This window comes from Methylobacterium sp. CB376 (assembly GCF_029714205.1).
In the GTDB taxonomy this organism is placed as follows: Bacteria; Pseudomonadota; Alphaproteobacteria; order Rhizobiales; family Beijerinckiaceae; genus Methylobacterium.
This window is the reverse complement of sequence record NZ_CP121648.1, coordinates 5,125,647-5,140,798: the sequence shown is the minus strand read 5'-3', so window position 1 is coordinate 5,140,798 and position 15,152 is coordinate 5,125,647. Positions and strand designations below refer to the sequence as shown.

Annotated in this window: 16 protein-coding genes; 5 read left to right on the top strand and 11 right to left on the bottom strand. The window is 71.2% G+C overall.

Features of this window, described 5'->3' with window-relative positions; translation table 11 throughout:
* Positions 1–973: 973 nt before the first annotated feature.
* On the top strand, positions 974–2,452 hold the full coding sequence (locus QA634_RS23580) for a methyl-accepting chemotaxis protein (RefSeq protein ID WP_012334419.1): 1,479 nt from the start codon (positions 974–976) through the stop codon (positions 2,450–2,452).
* 85 nt (positions 2,453–2,537) lie between these two features.
* Here the strand turns inward: QA634_RS23580 and QA634_RS23575 are convergent, their stop codons facing one another.
* From QA634_RS23575 to QA634_RS23565, 3 genes are all read right to left on the bottom strand, one after another.
* Positions 2,538–2,804 carry a hypothetical protein gene (locus QA634_RS23575; RefSeq protein WP_012334418.1) on the bottom strand — a complete coding sequence of 89 codons (267 nt, stop codon included), beginning with the start codon at positions 2,802–2,804 and terminating at the stop codon, positions 2,538–2,540.
* A gap of 201 nt (positions 2,805–3,005) precedes the next feature.
* Positions 3,006–3,689, bottom strand: coding sequence for a sigma-70 family RNA polymerase sigma factor (locus tag QA634_RS23570; protein ID WP_012334417.1), 684 nt, complete (start codon positions 3,687–3,689; stop codon positions 3,006–3,008).
* 184 nt (positions 3,690–3,873) lie between these two features.
* On the bottom strand, positions 3,874–4,128 hold the full coding sequence (locus QA634_RS23565) for a hypothetical protein (RefSeq protein WP_012334416.1): 255 nt from the start codon (positions 4,126–4,128) through the stop codon (positions 3,874–3,876).
* 553 nt (positions 4,129–4,681) lie between these two features.
* Here QA634_RS23565 and QA634_RS23560 point away from each other — a divergent pair.
* A complete protein-coding gene (locus QA634_RS23560) occupies positions 4,682–4,975 on the top strand; it encodes a hypothetical protein (protein WP_236728649.1) in 294 nt (97 codons plus the stop codon).
* 40 nt (positions 4,976–5,015) lie between these two features.
* On the opposite strand, the gene QA634_RS23555 is transcribed toward QA634_RS23560, so the two are convergent.
* The gene (locus tag QA634_RS23555) at positions 5,016–5,243 is read right to left on the bottom strand and encodes a hypothetical protein (RefSeq protein ID WP_012334414.1); all 228 of its coding nucleotides are present in this window, start codon (positions 5,241–5,243) and stop codon (positions 5,016–5,018) included.
* A gap of 360 nt (positions 5,244–5,603) precedes the next feature.
* Between QA634_RS23555 and QA634_RS23550 the strand changes: the two genes are divergently transcribed.
* On the top strand, positions 5,604–5,843 hold the full coding sequence (locus tag QA634_RS23550) for a hypothetical protein (protein ID WP_043701521.1): 240 nt from the start codon (positions 5,604–5,606) through the stop codon (positions 5,841–5,843).
* 54 nt (positions 5,844–5,897) lie between these two features.
* On the opposite strand, the gene QA634_RS23545 is transcribed toward QA634_RS23550, so the two are convergent.
* The 7 genes from QA634_RS23545 to QA634_RS23515 form a co-directional block, all read right to left on the bottom strand.
* Entirely contained in the window at positions 5,898–6,920 is a 1,023-nt protein-coding gene (locus QA634_RS23545; RefSeq protein ID WP_012334412.1) for a CobW family GTP-binding protein, read from the bottom strand.
* A complete protein-coding gene (locus QA634_RS23540) occupies positions 6,917–8,539 on the bottom strand; it encodes an amidohydrolase family protein (protein WP_012334411.1) in 1,623 nt (540 codons plus the stop codon). Before QA634_RS23540 ends, QA634_RS23545 begins: the two co-directional genes overlap by 4 nt.
* A gap of 19 nt (positions 8,540–8,558) precedes the next feature.
* The gene (locus tag QA634_RS23535; protein ID WP_012334410.1) at positions 8,559–9,386 is read right to left on the bottom strand and encodes an ABC transporter permease; all 828 of its coding nucleotides are present in this window, start codon (positions 9,384–9,386) and stop codon (positions 8,559–8,561) included.
* A gap of 15 nt (positions 9,387–9,401) precedes the next feature.
* The gene (locus tag QA634_RS23530) at positions 9,402–10,433 is read right to left on the bottom strand and encodes an extracellular solute-binding protein (protein WP_012334409.1); all 1,032 of its coding nucleotides are present in this window, start codon (positions 10,431–10,433) and stop codon (positions 9,402–9,404) included.
* Positions 10,430–11,506 (bottom strand): ABC transporter ATP-binding protein, encoded by a 1,077-nt coding sequence (locus QA634_RS23525; protein WP_012334408.1) that lies wholly within the window; start codon positions 11,504–11,506, stop codon positions 10,430–10,432. The genes QA634_RS23530 and QA634_RS23525 overlap by 4 nt, the downstream gene beginning before the upstream one ends.
* Positions 11,506–12,369, bottom strand: a complete 864-nt coding sequence (locus QA634_RS23520) for an ABC transporter permease (RefSeq protein WP_012334407.1) — start codon at positions 12,367–12,369, stop codon at positions 11,506–11,508. Before QA634_RS23520 ends, QA634_RS23525 begins: the two co-directional genes overlap by 1 nt.
* A gap of 67 nt (positions 12,370–12,436) precedes the next feature.
* Complete coding sequence (locus tag QA634_RS23515) at positions 12,437–13,102, bottom strand: TetR/AcrR family transcriptional regulator (protein ID WP_012334406.1); 666 nt, start codon at positions 13,100–13,102, stop codon at positions 12,437–12,439.
* A 113-nt stretch (positions 13,103–13,215) separates the two neighbouring features.
* Here QA634_RS23515 and QA634_RS23510 point away from each other — a divergent pair, with 113 nt between their 5' ends.
* Entirely contained in the window at positions 13,216–13,848 is a 633-nt protein-coding gene (locus QA634_RS23510) for an isochorismatase family protein (protein WP_012334405.1), read from the top strand.
* Positions 13,849–13,904: 56 nt separating this feature from the next.
* On the top strand, positions 13,905–15,149 hold the full coding sequence (locus tag QA634_RS23505) for a metal-dependent hydrolase family protein (RefSeq protein ID WP_012334404.1): 1,245 nt from the start codon (positions 13,905–13,907) through the stop codon (positions 15,147–15,149).
* Positions 15,150–15,152 lie beyond the last annotated feature (3 nt).

Sequence of the window (15,152 nt, the reverse complement as noted above, 5' to 3'; positions counted from 1 at the left end):
TCCGCGTCAAGCCACCGGTCGCGCTCGGGCTTCGCGGGGGCGAGCGGGAGGTTGTGGAACCGGTTGGCCGTCACGAGCTCGGCCTTGATGACCCACTTGAACATGGCCCGACAGCCGGCCCCAGTCGCGGCAATCGAGGCATCTCGGGAGGGCTCGGCACGGGCGGCGGCATTGCTAGCCTCGCCGTTCCTTGCGAGGTGATCGCCCTTGCGTGCGGCATCAAGCGCCCGCCTCACGTCCGCCCGCGTCAGCGACGCCGACGGGCATGTCAGCAGACCGGGCAGCGTACGCTTGATTCGCGCCACCATGTCCCGCCGGTACGTCTCCCGTCCGTGGCTGAGATGCTTCCGATCCCAATCGCCGATCAATGCCTCAAGTGTCAGGGCCTCCGCACGGCGCTTCGACGAGGTCGGGAGTTCAATCCTCCCCGGCGGCACCATCCATTCAGCTCGAAATACGATCCCGGTCCCTGGGACGGCCGCCGCGGCGACGGCGGCTCCCTGAGGCGGCGAGGATCGTGACGGCCCCAATCGACGGCCTTGAGGCGTCCGGCGAGGTCGGCCGTCAGGAGGATCGGCGAGGTGGTCGCGATGACCCCGGCGGCCTCGGATTGCGGCCTAGCTCCTCGCATTGATGAAATTCGTCCTAATTCGACTCTCCGGACAGCATTTCTGCAGCGAGCAGGCCTGGATCCTGCGGTTATTTTGCATTCAATTACAATTTTACGCATTTCACATGGATATGTTTCACGGCCGGTCTCGGTGGATTGGGCTACCGGCATGGAATGTGTTGCTCAAAAAAGGTTGTCATTCGCCAGCCGCTGGCTCGCAATCGGCACAAGATTAGTCTGGCTTGCCTACGGCAGCTTGCGAGATCGGCTATCGGCTGTGCAATTGCGTCAAGAACTTCGAAAGCCCGGCTGTCGCCAATCGCCGACGCGAAAGGCCAAGGTTCGCACGAAAGAGGGCTCGTGATGTTCAAGCTTCTAACCGGTGCCGCTGCGCGGCTGAGCGCCATCTCCAGGTCGCAGGCCATGATCGAGTTCGCCCTCGACGGCACGGTGCTCACCGCCAATCGGAATTTCCTGTCCGTCCTCGGCTACGAGTTCGACGAGATCAGGGGCAGGCCTCACAGCCTGTTCGTGACCGAGGCTGAGCGGGACAGCGCCGCCTACGGGCTGTTCTGGGACGCCCTGCGCCGCGGCGAGCCGCAGACGGGCGAGTACCGGCGCATCGGCAAGGGCGGCCGCGAGGTCTGGATCCAGGCGTCCTACAACCCGCTCGTCGGCCGCGGCGGCAAGCCCTACGCCGTGCTGAAATGCGCCGCCGACGTCACGGCCCAGAAGCTGCGCAACGCCGATTTCGAGGGCAAGATGCGCGCGCTCGACCGCTCGCAGGGCATCATCGAGTTCGCCCTCGACGGCACCATCGTCACTGCCAATGGCAATTTCCTGACCATCGTCGGCTACGGTCTCGACGAGGTGAGGGGCGGCCACCACGCGATGTTCGTCGATCCCGCCGAGCGGCAATCGGCGGATTACACCCGCTTCTGGGAGGCGCTGCGCCGGGGCGAATTCCAGCAGGCGGAGTACAAGCGCGTCGGCAAGGGCGGCCGCGAGGTCTGGATCCAGGCCACCTACAACCCCGTCGCGGACGCGTCCGGCCGCCTCGTGAAGGTGGTCAAGGTCGCCACCGACGTCACCGCCGCGGTGACCGAACGCCTCGAGCGCGCCCGCCTGCACAGGGCCGTCGACAGCGACCTCGACAGCATCGCGACCTCCGTCTCCCAGGCCTCGCAGCAGGCGGTCGGCGCGGCGAGCGCCGCCGAGCAGGTGTCCGGCAACGCCCAGAGCGTGGCCGCCGGCGTCGAGGAACTCGCCGCCTCGGTGGGCGAGATCAGCGGGCAGGTCCAGCGCGCCCTTCAGGTCGCGGGCCGCGCCGTCGCGCAGGCCGACGCGACCTCGGCCGTGGTCGGCGGCCTCGCCGCCGCGGCCCAGCGCATCGGCGAGGTCGTCGATCTGATCGACAGGATCGCCGGTCAGACCAACCTGCTGGCGCTCAACGCCACGATCGAGGCCGCGCGGGCCGGGGAGGCCGGCAGGGGCTTCGCGGTCGTCGCCGCGGAGGTGAAGACCCTCGCCGCGCAGACCACCAAGGCGACCGAGAGCATCGGGGCGCAGATCGCCCAGACCCAGGGCGCCGCGCGCGAGGCCGCCGCCGCCATCGCGGGCATCGGCGCGACCATCGGCGAGGTGAACCAGATCTCGGCGGCGATCTCCTCGTCCGTCGAGCAGCAGGCCGCCGTGGCCCAGGAGATGTCCTCCAACATGCAGGCGATGACCTCGGCCGTGGCCGACATCTCCCGGAGCATCGGCGTGATCGCGTCCTCGACCCAGCGCGTCAACGAGGCGACCCTGCAGGTGCGCGAGTTCTCGCGAGGCTTGGCCGCCTGAGCGCGGCCGATGCCGACGCCGGAGCGCCGCGAGGCGACGGGGCGGTGGCGGAGCGCCTGCGCGCCACCCCCCGCCGGCGCGCCGCTCACGCGTGCTTGCGGCGCCGCTTGCGGGGGGCGGCGGGCTTGGGATCGTTGGCGGCGATCGCCGCGCGGCAGGCCGGGCTCAGGCTCGTCCGCTTGCTGATCAGGCAGGCCTTCACTCGGCCGGCATCCGGGATGTGCTCGCCGCACAGGCTCATCGCGTCCGGCGTACAGGCTTGCTGCTGCTCCGCGGTGCCCTGCGCGAGGGCCGGAAAGGCGAGTGCGGCGACGGAGATCCCGACGCTGGCAGCAATCATCTTGATGGTCATGTCTCCCCCGGGTTGCCGCACGCGTGACGGCCGACCGGAGAATACGAAGCCGAACCGCAAAAGCTACGCTGCCCGGGCGCGCGGGGACGTTCGGAGCGTGATAGGGACGCGAGCGCAACACCTCTATGCAGAACGATACCGTCCTGGCGCGCCGCTATACTTCTATCCCCGGCGAGAGCGGCGTTCTCCGAGCCGACCGCCTCACGGCGGGGCGGGTTCGCCGCCCAGTGCCTCGGTCAGGGCGATCCGGGCGCGGTTGACGCGGCTCTTGGCCGTGCCCACCCGGCAGCCCATGACGCGGGCGGCGGCCTCGTAGGAGAGCCCCTGCAGGGCGGTGAGCAGCAGCGCCTCGCGCTGGTGCGCCGGCAGCCTGCCGACCTGCTCCCAGGTCTCCCGCAACGCGACGCCGTCGTCCTGATCCGCCGGAACCGCGAGGCGCTGCGCCGCGCTGCCGTCGGCATCCTCGACCTCGCGGCGCCGCTTGCGGCACGTCGTGTAGAACTGGTTGCGCAGGATGGTGAACAGCCACGCCCGCAGGCAGGTGCCCGCCTGGAAGCGCTGCTGGTGCTGCCAGCCGCGCAGCAGCGTCTCCTGCACGAGGTCCTCGGCCTGATGCGCGTCGGCCGCCAGGGTCATCGCGAAGAGCCGCAGGGCCGGCATCGCGGCCAGAAGCTCGTCCCGGAACGAGTCACGGGGCGCCTCGGCCCGGGCCAGGGCGTCCTCGAGCCGCGCGACGAGATCGAGCAGGGCGCGGGGCTGCGGCTCGGCCACGAAGGCCGCGTAGCCGGCGCGCAACCGCCCGCCGAGATCGTCGCGCAGGAACGGCGGCAGCACGGGAGGAACAGGCGAAGCAGCCTGCACCTCGCCGACAAGGTCAAACGGCACGCGCTTTCCCTTCCGACAATAGTCTCTACTACATAAACAAGTATGTCCCTGCCGCTCAGGTTCCGATGGACTGTTCGTTCGCGCGGCCGGCGCAGCTCGGAGGACTACGTAGGGGCCGCATGCGGCGCCGGATTCCTCGCGGTCCTGATCGCCGCGGCGGAGCGGCGCCCGCGAGGCGCCGCCGTCACGGCCCGGAGGGCTGGCCCGGCCGCTTCATCCCGCTCCGCCGCGACCAGACGAGCTGGCCCGCCGCGTCCAGCAGCATCACGACGCCCTCGGACCGAGAGAACAGCTCGCAGGCCCGATCCGCCGCGGCGGCGACCGCCACCTCCCTGGTGGCGACGCCCAGATCCTGGTGATCGGTCACGACGCCGACGCCGTCCGGTCGCGGCCACAGGAGCCAGAGCTGGAAGTGCGACGTGGGCGTGCTCCAGGACATCCCACCAGTGTGCTCACGTTGACACACTCGTGGCAATCTTCTGTGCTGATTTCACCTCACCTTTCGACCCCGATCTTCAGCGCACTGCAATCCTGCGCCCGACCGGGCCAAGCTCGGCCGTCAGCCGGCCGAGGCACTTAGGCCGTCGGCCGACGACGGGACGGACTGCCTTTCCGGTCCGCGTGGCGCCTCCGTCCAGCCGTCCGTGGTGTTGGCGGCCCAGTTGCCAAACCCGTTCGAGCCCGGTACGACTTGTCACAATTCATCGCGAGGCTGAAATGATCGTTGAGATGATTGCAACTGCAGGTCTCATTGGAACGGCGGGCGCAAGTTTTGCTATGATATTGCTGTTCGTGCATTGAGCGCCCTGGCCTTCTCTCTTGATTTAATAGAAGCTTAACCGGCTCGGAAGGAGCGACGGTGGTGGCACAGGTCTGCTGCCGCGGCCGCCTGCCGCAAGGCCGTGCCGACCGATAAATCAGATCACCGCAAGCCCAAGCCGCCGATGGCCCCAGCGACCTCCGCGATCCGGACCGACCCGCAGGAGACGCCGATGGCCCAGGCGGTCCCGCCGGGGCTGCTCCTCGACGACGTGCCCCAGCGGCTCCTCCTGCACTTCGCCGGACTGAGCGTCCGGGCCCAGCAGCTGCGCGAGGACGAGCTGGCGCGTCGGCTCGACCGCGCCGCGCTCCTGGCGGCCGCCGCGTGGCTGCGTTCCCAGCACGGGCCGATCCCGCCGCGCGCGGACCGGCTCGCGCCCGCCACGGCCCGACGCGTCGTCCGGGACGCTCTCGACGCGAGCCGGGCGGTCCGTCCGGCCGCGGAGATGGGCGCGGCCACGGGCTGACGGGCCGCCCGCGGCGAGCCCGCCGCGGCGGCTGCCGGGATCAGCGGCCGAGGGTCGGAAAAGCCGTCCGGTAGCGGACGGGATGATACCAGCTCGTGCGGGCGCGCCGGAACGCATCCTGAATCCGGCTGAGATGCGCCTCGATGGTCTTGGTGCTGATCCTGCTCGACACATGATCGTCGAGCCGGTCGAGATCACTCGCCGCGGAGGCATCGTCGGACGGAACCGTGAAGAGAAATGCGACTGTGAGGAGGCAGCATGCTCTCATGGTCTTTCTCCCTGACGATTGGTGCTCCGAATGTCCGGTCCATAGCCGAAGGTCACGCTCGCCTGTTTCTGCCTCGCAGAAACAGGCGTCGGTGCGCCAGAGCACAGGGCAGGGCCGACGACGCGGCGCCCGCCCCGCGGACCCCGTCCGGGTGATCCGCGCCGGGCCTCCCGCAGCCGCGCCGAAGGCGCCCGCCGGCGCGCCGAAGGCACCCGCCGGCGCGCCGGGCCCGGACGGCGACCGGGTGTGGCGGCACACGGTCGGTCCCTGCGGGGCGCCGTAGGAAGGGTGTCAGGCACGCCGCGCCGTTCCGCCGCGAGGCCGACCACGACCTTCGAACCGATCCGAGGCAGGAACGCCATGAGGACCATCATCCTGAGTGCCCTCGCGGCCTCGCTCTGGGCCGCGAGCCTGGGCGGCGCCTCCGCGGCGTCCCCCAACACGGGGGGCGGCACCATCTGCGGACCGAGCTGCTATCCGAAAACCGACACCCGGCCGTGGCCGCCTCGGCCGGTGAGGCCGATCAAGCGGACGGGCCGCCTGAATTGCGGGTCCGGCTGGTACGCGTCCGGCGGCCAGTGCTACCCGCGGCTGCACTGACGGCCGCGAGAGGGCGACGCCCGCCCGTGCGCCTCGCCCGCGCCGGGCCGCGCGTCAGGGCTCGGCCCGCGGCCTGCCGGCCGGCGCGGCGCGGAGGAAGGGGTTGCCGTCCCTCCACGGCGCGAACCGGAACAGGCCGACGGGGTCGACGCCCTCCAGGTCGGACGGGGCGAGGTCGCGGGCGATGACCACGACGAAGGGCGCTGCGCCCTCGCCGGGGCGGCCGAACGGGCGGGGCGGCGAGAACAGCGTCCCGACGCTCTCGACCAGGAGCGGGCGCTCGGATTCCGCGACGCGCACGAGGCCCTTGAGGCGCAGCAGGCGGTCGCCGAGCCGGCCCGCGAGGTTGTCGAGCCAGGCGGCCAGGTCGTCGTAGGCGAGGGGACCGGCCGGCCGCCCGAGCCGCACCGCCACGCGCGGATGCGCCCCGCCCGACACCGGAAGCGGCGTCGCCGGCTCGCGGCCGGGATGGGCCAGGGGCGCGAAGGCGGCCGCCACGGCGGCGCCGCGGTCGGGGTCGGTCACCAGTTCGGCGAGCGGGTTCAGGGCGGCGCTCTCCGCCCGCGCCGCGTCGCGGCGCGCCTCCGGCACCGCGTCGAGCTTGGTGAGGACGATGCGGTGGGCGGCGGCCCATTGCGCCGCCGCCTCCTCGAACCCGGTCGTCGCCCATCCCCTCGCGGCGTCGTAGGTCGCCACCACCGCCACCCGCATCCGGAGGGCGGCGAGACTCGCGAGCTGGCGCAGCACGGGACCCGGCTTTGAGAGGCCGCTCGTTTCCAGGACGATGCGGCGCAGCGGCCCCGACGCGTCCGGCCTCTCCGCGGACAGCAGGGCCTCGACGGTCCGCGCGAGGTCGCTCGTCACCTGGCAGCACACGCAGCCGTTCGACAGCATGCTCATCGGGACGTCGCCGCCCGTCTCGCGCAGGATGAGCCCGTCGAGGCCGATTTCCCCGGCCTCGTTGACGATGATCGCGGTATCGGCCGCCTCGGTGCGGCCGAGGAAGTCGCGCAGGAGCGTGGTCTTGCCCGAGCCGAGGAAGCCCGTCAGCACGACGAAGTCGAGGCTGTCCGTCACGCGCCCGGCGCCTGCGCGGCGGCGTACCGGGCCGGGACCGCCTCCTCCCAGGTCGCGCTGACGAGGGCGCGCACGTCGGCGAGGAGTTCGGCCGTGTCGTAGATCACCCCGTCCTTGATCGTCTTGGCGAGCCCGCGGTGCCAGGTGGCGCCGTTGGTCGCCTCGTCGAGGCGCAGCGCGCCGGTCCCGTACAGGAGCTTGAAGTCGGTGAGCGGGTTGTGGTCGTGCACGAGCAGGTCGGCCCGCTTGCCCACCTCCACGGTGCCGATCTCGTCCTCCAGCCCGCACAGGGCCGCCCCCTGCGAGGTCGCCGCGCGGATCACCTCCAGCGGGTGGAACCCCGCCTCCTGCAGCAGCTCCAGCTCGCGGATATAGCCGAACCCGAAGATCTGATAGATGAAGCCCGAATCCGAACCGGCGCAGACCCGGCCGCCGCGGTTCTTGTACTCGTTGATGAAGGCCATCCAGAGCCGATAGTTCTCCTTCCACTCGATCTCGTTCTGGGTGGACCAGCGATACCAGTAGGAGCCGTGACCGCCGCGCTGCGGCGTGAAGTAGTCCCACATGGACTTCCAGGTGTACTCCTTGTGCCAATCGGCTTGGCGCGCCCGCATCAGGTCGCGGTTGGCGTCGTAGATGGTGAAGGTCGGCACGAAGGTGAAACCGAGTTCGAGGAACTGCTCCAGCACCTCGTTCCACTTCCTGGATCCGGGCTCCGCACCCTGCCTGAACATCTGGCCGGAGACCGAGAAACGGAAATACTCGTCATTGTAATCGTAGTCGAGCGGGAAGTTCTGGACCACCCTGTCCTCGAACAGGGCCTCGGGCAGGCCGTAGTAATGCTCGGCGCTGGTGAGGCCCCACTTGGCGGTGGTGAGCGCGTTCATGCGCGTCACCGCCATCTGGGCGTGGTGACAGCCCGCGCGCAGGCCGAGCTGGCGGCACTCGTCGAGGGCCGCCTCCATGATGGCGGGCGGCGCCCCGAAGAACTTGACCCCGTCGGCCCCCCGCTCCTTCAGCCTGCGCAGCCAGGCCCGCCCCTCCTCGGGCGTGTGGACCAGCTTCAGCATGTCGTTGACGGCCGGGAAGTAGCTGTAGGCGAGGAGCCGCGGCGCCGCGATCGTGTTCTCGGCCGAGCGCCGCTTCTGGTCGAGCATCCAGTCGAGGCCGTTGAACGAGCCCATCTCGCGCACCGTGGTGACGCCGTGGGCGAGCCAGAGCTTGTAGACGTACTCGACCGGCGGCACCCAGCCGTTGGCCGCGTGGTAGGCGACGCCCGCATGGGCGTGGCAATCCACGAAGCCGGGCGTCACCCACTTGCCGCGGCAATCGATCTCGTGGTCGCCCGGGGCGGGCCGGTTCGCGCTGGTGGCGAGGTTGCCCGTCACCTTCTTGAGGAGCGTGATGCGGCCGTTCTCGACCACGATGTCGGTCGGGCCGATCGGCGGGGCGCCGGTGCCGTCGATCACGGTCGCGCCGCGCAGGACGAGCCGCCGATGCGGCCCGATCCCGCGGTCGCGCGCGGTCGCCGGGACCAGCGGCGGCTGGCCCGCCCTCGCCCGCTCGGCCGCCAGTTCGTTGCCGGGCAGGGTGCCGGCCGGGATCGCCGCGTCGGTCATCGGGTCTACTCCAGTCGAGTCAGCGGGCGTAGCGGCGGCCGAGGAGGGCGGTGCCGAGCACCGTCAGGATCAGGGTCGCGGCGAGGAGGATGAAGGCGAGGGCGGCGCCGAACGGCCAGTTCATGCCCTTCGAGAACTGGTCGTAGACGGCGGGCGCCATCATCTTGAACTGCGAGCCGCCGAGCAGCACGGCGGTCGCGTAGGTGTTCATGCACAGGATGAAGACCAGGACGCAGCCCGCCACCGTGCCGGGCAGCGCGAGCGGCCACACGACGCGGCGGAACACCGTGAGCGCGCCCGCGCCCAGATTCGCCGCCGCCTCCTCGACCGCGCGCGGGATGCTCTCGATCACCGAGGCCAGGGTCAGGATCATGTAGGGCAGCACGACCGCGATCGTCCCGACCGCCACCGCCCCGGGCGTGTAGATCAGCCGGAGCGGCTCCGCGGTCAGCCGCAGGCCCTGGAGCCCCGCATTGATCAGCCCGTCCTGGCCCAGCAGCCCCATCCAGCCCGCCGCCCGCACCACGTTGCCGACGAGGAGCGGGATCAGCGTCAGCACCGTGACGAGGCTCTTCCAGCGGCTCTCCATCCGGGCGAGCCGGTAGGCGGCCGGGAAGCCGAGCGCCAGCGTCACCGCCGTGCAGGTGAAGGCCATGACCAGGGTCGTCGCCATCACGCCGCGGTAATACGGGTCGGCGACGGCGTTGAGGTAGTTCTGCGCCGTCGTCGCCTCGATCATCAGCTGGGTCGGGCTGTACTGGTTGAGCGAGATGCGGGCGAGCAGCACCATCGGCCCGATCAGCAGGGCGCCGACGACCAGCACGGCCGGCAGGATGAGGGCGATCATGGCGGAGCCGGCCGATCAGGCCTTGAACTCCTTGTTCCAGAAGTCGGTGAAGGCGGCCTGCTGCTGCTGCATGTAGGCGTAGTCGAGGGGGTGGAGCTTGGCCTGCTGGGCCTCGGTCAGGCTGATCTGCCGGGCGAGATCCTCCGGCAGCTTGGCGTCCTTCACGGTCGGCACGTAGCCCATCTTGGCCGCGAAGGCGACCTGCGCCTGCGGGTCGAGCATGGCGTTCAGGTACTTGAAGGCCCCGTCCTTGGCGCGCGAGTTCTTGGGCACGCCGGCCTCGAACAGGATCGGCACCGCGCCCTCCTCGGGCACCGCCATCTCGACCGGGATGCCGGCCTGCTTCCACATGAAGCCGCGCGCCAGCCACATCGGCGCGAGCCAGACCTCCTCGGATTTCAGCGCCGCCGCCAGGGCCTCGTTCGACGGGTAGACCTTGGGGTCGAGCTTCCTGAGGTCCAACAGCGCCGCCTTGCCCTTGGCGAAGTCGCCCATGGTGCCGCCCGCCCCGATATTGGCGCCGGCCATGTTGTAGCTGTAGAGGATGTCCGAGAAGCCGACCCGCCCCTTGTACTTCGGGTCGAACAGGTCGGCATAGCTCTTCGGCGGCGCGCTGACCTTGCTCGGGTTGTAGAGCACCACGAGCGCCGAGTAGATATGCGGGATCGAATGCGGCTTGCGGAAGACGTCCAGCACCGCCGACAGGCGCGGCACCGCGCTGGCCGGCACCATCTCCAGCACCCCGAGCTGGCTGAGCACGTAGCTGTCGATATCGTTGATGCAGGCGACGTCCATGCTGCCGCGCCGGCTGGTCTTCTCCGAGATCAGCTTGGTGCGGCGCGGATCGTTGTTGGCGATGTCCTGCGAGACCTCGATCCCGAGCGGCTTGACGAGCGGGATGTCGATGTTCTGCTGCAGCAGCGCGCCGTAATCGCCGCCCCAGGTGCCGACCACGATCGAGGAGGTCTCGGCGAGGGCGGGCCGGGCGCGGGTGCCGGCGAGCGCGAGGGCGGCGCCTCCGGCGAGGATGGTGCGACGGGTGATCATCGGGCGGGGGCTCCTGCGCTGTCGAGCGGGATGACGCGGGCGGCGTCGGCGGACCAGGTGATGCGGACGGGGTCGCCCGCCGCGAGGCGGCGGCGCGGATCCGCCGGGAGGGGCGTGGGCGTGACGGCGACGATCGCCTCGCCGGCGAGGTCGAGGTGGTACTCCGTGCGCGCGCCCAGGTAGGTCAGGGCCTTCAGCGTGGCGGCGGAGCCGGCCTCGCCCGAGCCCGGCGAGACGGTCACCCGCTCGGGCCGGATCGCCAGCATGCCGGCGCGGGCGCCGCCGTCCGGCGCGCAGGGCACGGCGGCGCCGCTGCGCAGCCGGAACAGGTCCGCGCCCTCGCGCTCGCCCGCGAGCAGGTTGCAGCGCCCGACGAACCCGGCCACGAAGGTGTTGGCCGGGCGCTCGTAGAGATCCTCGGCGCTGCCGACCTGCAGGACGCGGCCGTGCTCCATGACGACGAGCCGGTCGGCCATGGCGAGCGCCTCGTCCTGGTCGTGGGTCACCATCAGGGTGGTGAGGCCGAGCCGCCGCTGCAGGTCGCGGATCTCGAGCCCGACCTCGGCGCGCAGCTTGGCGTCGAGGTTCGAGAGCGGCTCGTCGAGCAGGAACACCGCCGGGCTGACCACCAGGGCGCGGGCGAGGGCGACCCGCTGCTGCTGCCCGCCCGAGAGCTGGCGCGGCAGCCGGTCGGCCAGCGCGTCGAGCCGCACGAGGCGCAGGGCCTCGGCGACGCGCCGGTCGCGCTCGGCCCGCCCGACCTTCCGCATCTCCAGCCCGAAGCCGACATTGTCGGCGACGCTCATGTGCGGGAAGAGCGCGTAGGACTGGAACACCATCCCGGTGTCCCGGGCGTAGGGCGGCAGCCGGGTCACGTCGCGCCCGCCGATCAGCACCCGGCCCCCGCTCGGCTCGACGAAGCCCGCGACCATGCGCAGGGTGGTGGTCTTGCCGCAGCCCGACGGCCCCAGCAGGGCGACGAGTTCGCCCTGGCGGACGTCGAGGTCGACGCGCGCGACCGCCGTCGCGTCGCCGTAGCGCTTCGAGACGCCGTCGAGGAGGAGCGTGCCCATCACACCACCCGGGAGAGCTTCACGAAGCGGTCGGTGACCAGCATCAGGATCGTCACCATGGCGATCTGCGCGGTCGCGACCGCGGCCAGCGTCGGGTCCATGCGGAATTCCAGGTAGCTCAGCATCGCGACCGGCAGGGTGGTGCGGCCCGGCCCGACGAGGAGCAGGTTGAGTTCGAGATTCTCGAAACTCGCCACGAAGGAGAACAGGGAGGCGGCCACGATGCCGGGCCGCAGCATCGGCAGGGTGATGCGGCGGAACACCGTGAGCGGCCGGGCGCCGAGATTCGCCGCCGCCTCCTCGGCCGCCCGGTCGAGGCCGGCGAGGCTCGCGCCGACGAGGCGCACCGTCCACGGGATGGTGATCAGCACGTTGGCCGCCACCAGGCCGCCGAACGTGGCCTTGATGTCCATGTCGAGCCAGTCCTCGGCCCGCAGGTAGAACATGTAGAGGGCCGAGCCCGCCACGATCGCCGGCACCGCGAGCGGCGCGAGCAGGAAGGTGTTGATCAGGCCGCGCCCCGGGATCCTGCCCCGCACCAGCGCCAGCGCGGCGGCGGTGCCCAGCGGCACGCCGATCGCCGTCGCGGCGAGCGCGATCTCCAGCGAGGTCGCGAAGCCGCGCGCGAAGTCGCGCTGGGCCCAGGCGTTGACGTACCAGCGCAGGGTCAGGGCGTCGGGCGGGAAGGTGACGATCTCCTGGTCGAAGAACGAGATCGCGATCACCATGGCGATCGGCGCGAAGATGACCGCGTAGGCCAGGATGACGGCGGCCAGGAAGGCCGCCCGGCCGAGCCGGACCGAGAGGCCGGGCCTCGCGGCGAGGGCCGGGGCGGAGGCGGGGGAAAGGGATGCGACGCTCATGGGGACGCCACCGGTTCCGCAAGACGGGTGCCACGCGGGCCGGTGAGCCTCGGACCGACGCGCCGGCTCATGATACAGCCTCCCGGCCCGCGGCGCGAAAGCGCGGGCCCGCGAAGGCGGCGTCGCCCGCCGGGCCGGCGATCAGCTGCGGCAGCAGGGATTTCCAGGCCTCGATCATGTCGCGGTAATAGTCCGGCTCGGGACGGAGCACCGTCTGCACGCCCATGCCGCGCACGAGGTTGACGGTGAGGTTGAGGATGATCCGCGCCTCCCGGGGCGGCCGCCGCTCCCCGTCGCAGAACTCGACCCAGATCGCGTCGAGGGCGGCGTGGAAGCGCTGCACGACCGGGATCAGGCCCCGGCGCAGGGCCGGATCGTGGCGCGCCTCGGTGATCATCTCCATCGACAGGTAGAAGAAGCGGCCCGAGAACAGCTGCCAGAGGAACTCGACGAAGTCGGCGAGCGGCAGCGCCCCGCTGCGCACATCCGCCGAGACCGCCTTGATCTCCGCCGTGCCGTCCGCGAGCAGCACCTCCATGGCGGCCAGGATGATGTCGGCCCGGGTCGGGAAATGGTGGAGCAGGGCCCCGCGCGAGACCCGGGCGCGCTCGGCGATCTGCTGGGTCGTGGCCGCGTGGTAGCCGACCTCGAAGATCTCATCGAGGGCCGCGCGCACCAGCCGCTCGCGGGTGGCGACGCTCCGCGCCTGCTGCTGGCGTTCCGTCCGCGACACCGACTCTCCCCGCCCGGTTGCGCGCCGGAGGCGCCCGCTAAAAAAACAAGCTTGCCTGTTTTTTTCGCTCTGTCCAGTCTGCCCGCGGCGGAACGACGACCCCGGAGGGCGCGATGGACGATTACGCGAACCGCAGCTACGGCGAGATCCCGGTCGGATTCGGCGCGAAGCCCGGGATCGTGGTGGTGGACTTCCAGGTCGGCTTCACGGATCCGCGATACCCGCTCGGCGGCGCCCCCCTGGTGGCCCGCGCGGTCGAGAACACCGCGCGGCTCCTCGACGCCGCCCGGCGCGCGAACGTGCCGGTCGCGGTCTGCAACACCGCCTATCTCAATCAGCGCGAGATGCCGTACTGGAAGATCACCGCCGTGCGCGACACGTTCCTGCACGACCACCCGAGCGTCGCCCTCGACCCGCGCATCTACCGGCCCGATTACGACCTGATGGTCACCAAGAAGGGCCCGTCGATCTTCTTCAACACCGGCGTCTCCGACTACTTCACCAAGGAGCGGGTCGACACCGTGATCGTGACGGGCTGCAACACGAGCGGCTGCATCCGGGCGAGCGCGATCGACAGCTTCAGCTACCGCTACCGGACGATCGTGCCGGAGGATTGCGTCGGCGACATCGAGGAGGGGCCGCACCGCGACAACCTGCGCGACCTCGGCCGGCGCTACGTCGACGTCAGCGACCTCGCCACCGTGCTCGGCTGGCTCGACGCCTGGCGGAGCCGGAACGCCGCCTGAGGGCCTCGCCGCCCCGCCCCCACCCGCACAGGGTCCAGCCCGAGAGGGACCAGCTCATGAGCCCCGACCTCGTCCTCTTCCGCAACGCGCGCGTCCTCGACGGCCGCCACGATACGGCCCTCGACGGCCACGACGTGCTGGTCGAGGGCGGCACGATCCGCGAGGTGTCCGACCGTCCCCTGACGGCCGAAGCGGCCCGGGTGGTCGATCTCGCCGGGCGCACGCTGATGCCCGGCCTGATCGACTGCCACGTCCACGTGATCGCGACGATCCCGGATCTCGGGGCCAATGCCGACCTGCCGGATTCGCTCGTCGCCCTGCGGGCGGCGCGGATCATGCACGGCATGCTGATGCGCGGCTTCACGACGGTGCGCGACCTCGGCGGCGCCGATCACGGGCTGGCGCTGGCGGTGCGCGAGGGGCTGATCGCGGGGCCGCGGCTGGTGATCTGCGGCAAGGCCCTGTCGCAGACGGGCGGCCACACCGATTACCGCGGCCGCTTCCACGCCCGCGACGTCTCCCACTACGCCACCAAGCTCGGCGCGATGGGGCGGGTCTGCGACGGGGTCGACGCCGTGCGCCGGGTCGCCCGCGAGGAGATCAAGGCCGGCGCCGACTTCATCAAGATCATGGCGAATGGCGGCGTCTCCTCGCCGACCGACCCCATCGCCTTCCTGGGCTACTCGGTCGAGGAGATCCGCGCCATCGTCGAGGAGGCGCGCAACGCCCAGACCTACGTGGCGGGGCACCTCTACACGGACGAGGCGATCCGGCGGGCCGTCGAATGCGGCGTGCTCTCGGTGGAGCACGGCAACCTCGTGACGCCCGCGACCGCGCGGCTGATCCGCGAGGCGGGCGCCTTCGTGGTCCCGACCAACGTGACCTTCGACGCGCTCGCCAAGGAGGGCGCGGCGCTCGGCCTGCCGCCGGCCTCGGTGGCCAAGATCGAGGACGTGCGCGAGGCCGGCCTCGCCGCCCTGGAGACCCTGCGCGAGGCCGGGGTGATGATGGCCTACGGCACCGATCTCCTCGGCGAGATGCACCGGCACCAGTCGGAGGAATTCGTGATCCGCGGCCGCTGCCTGCCGGCGATCGAGGTGATCCGCTCGGCGACGGTCAACGCCGCCAAGGTGGTGCGCCAGGAGGGCAAGCTCGGCGTCGTGGCGCCGGGGGCGCACGCGGACCTGATCGTGGTGGACGGCGATCCCCTCGCCGACCTCTCGCTCCTCACCGGCCAGGGCCGGCACATGCCGGCGATCATGATCGGCGGCCGCTTCGTGAAGGACGCGCTCGCGCGCTGAGGG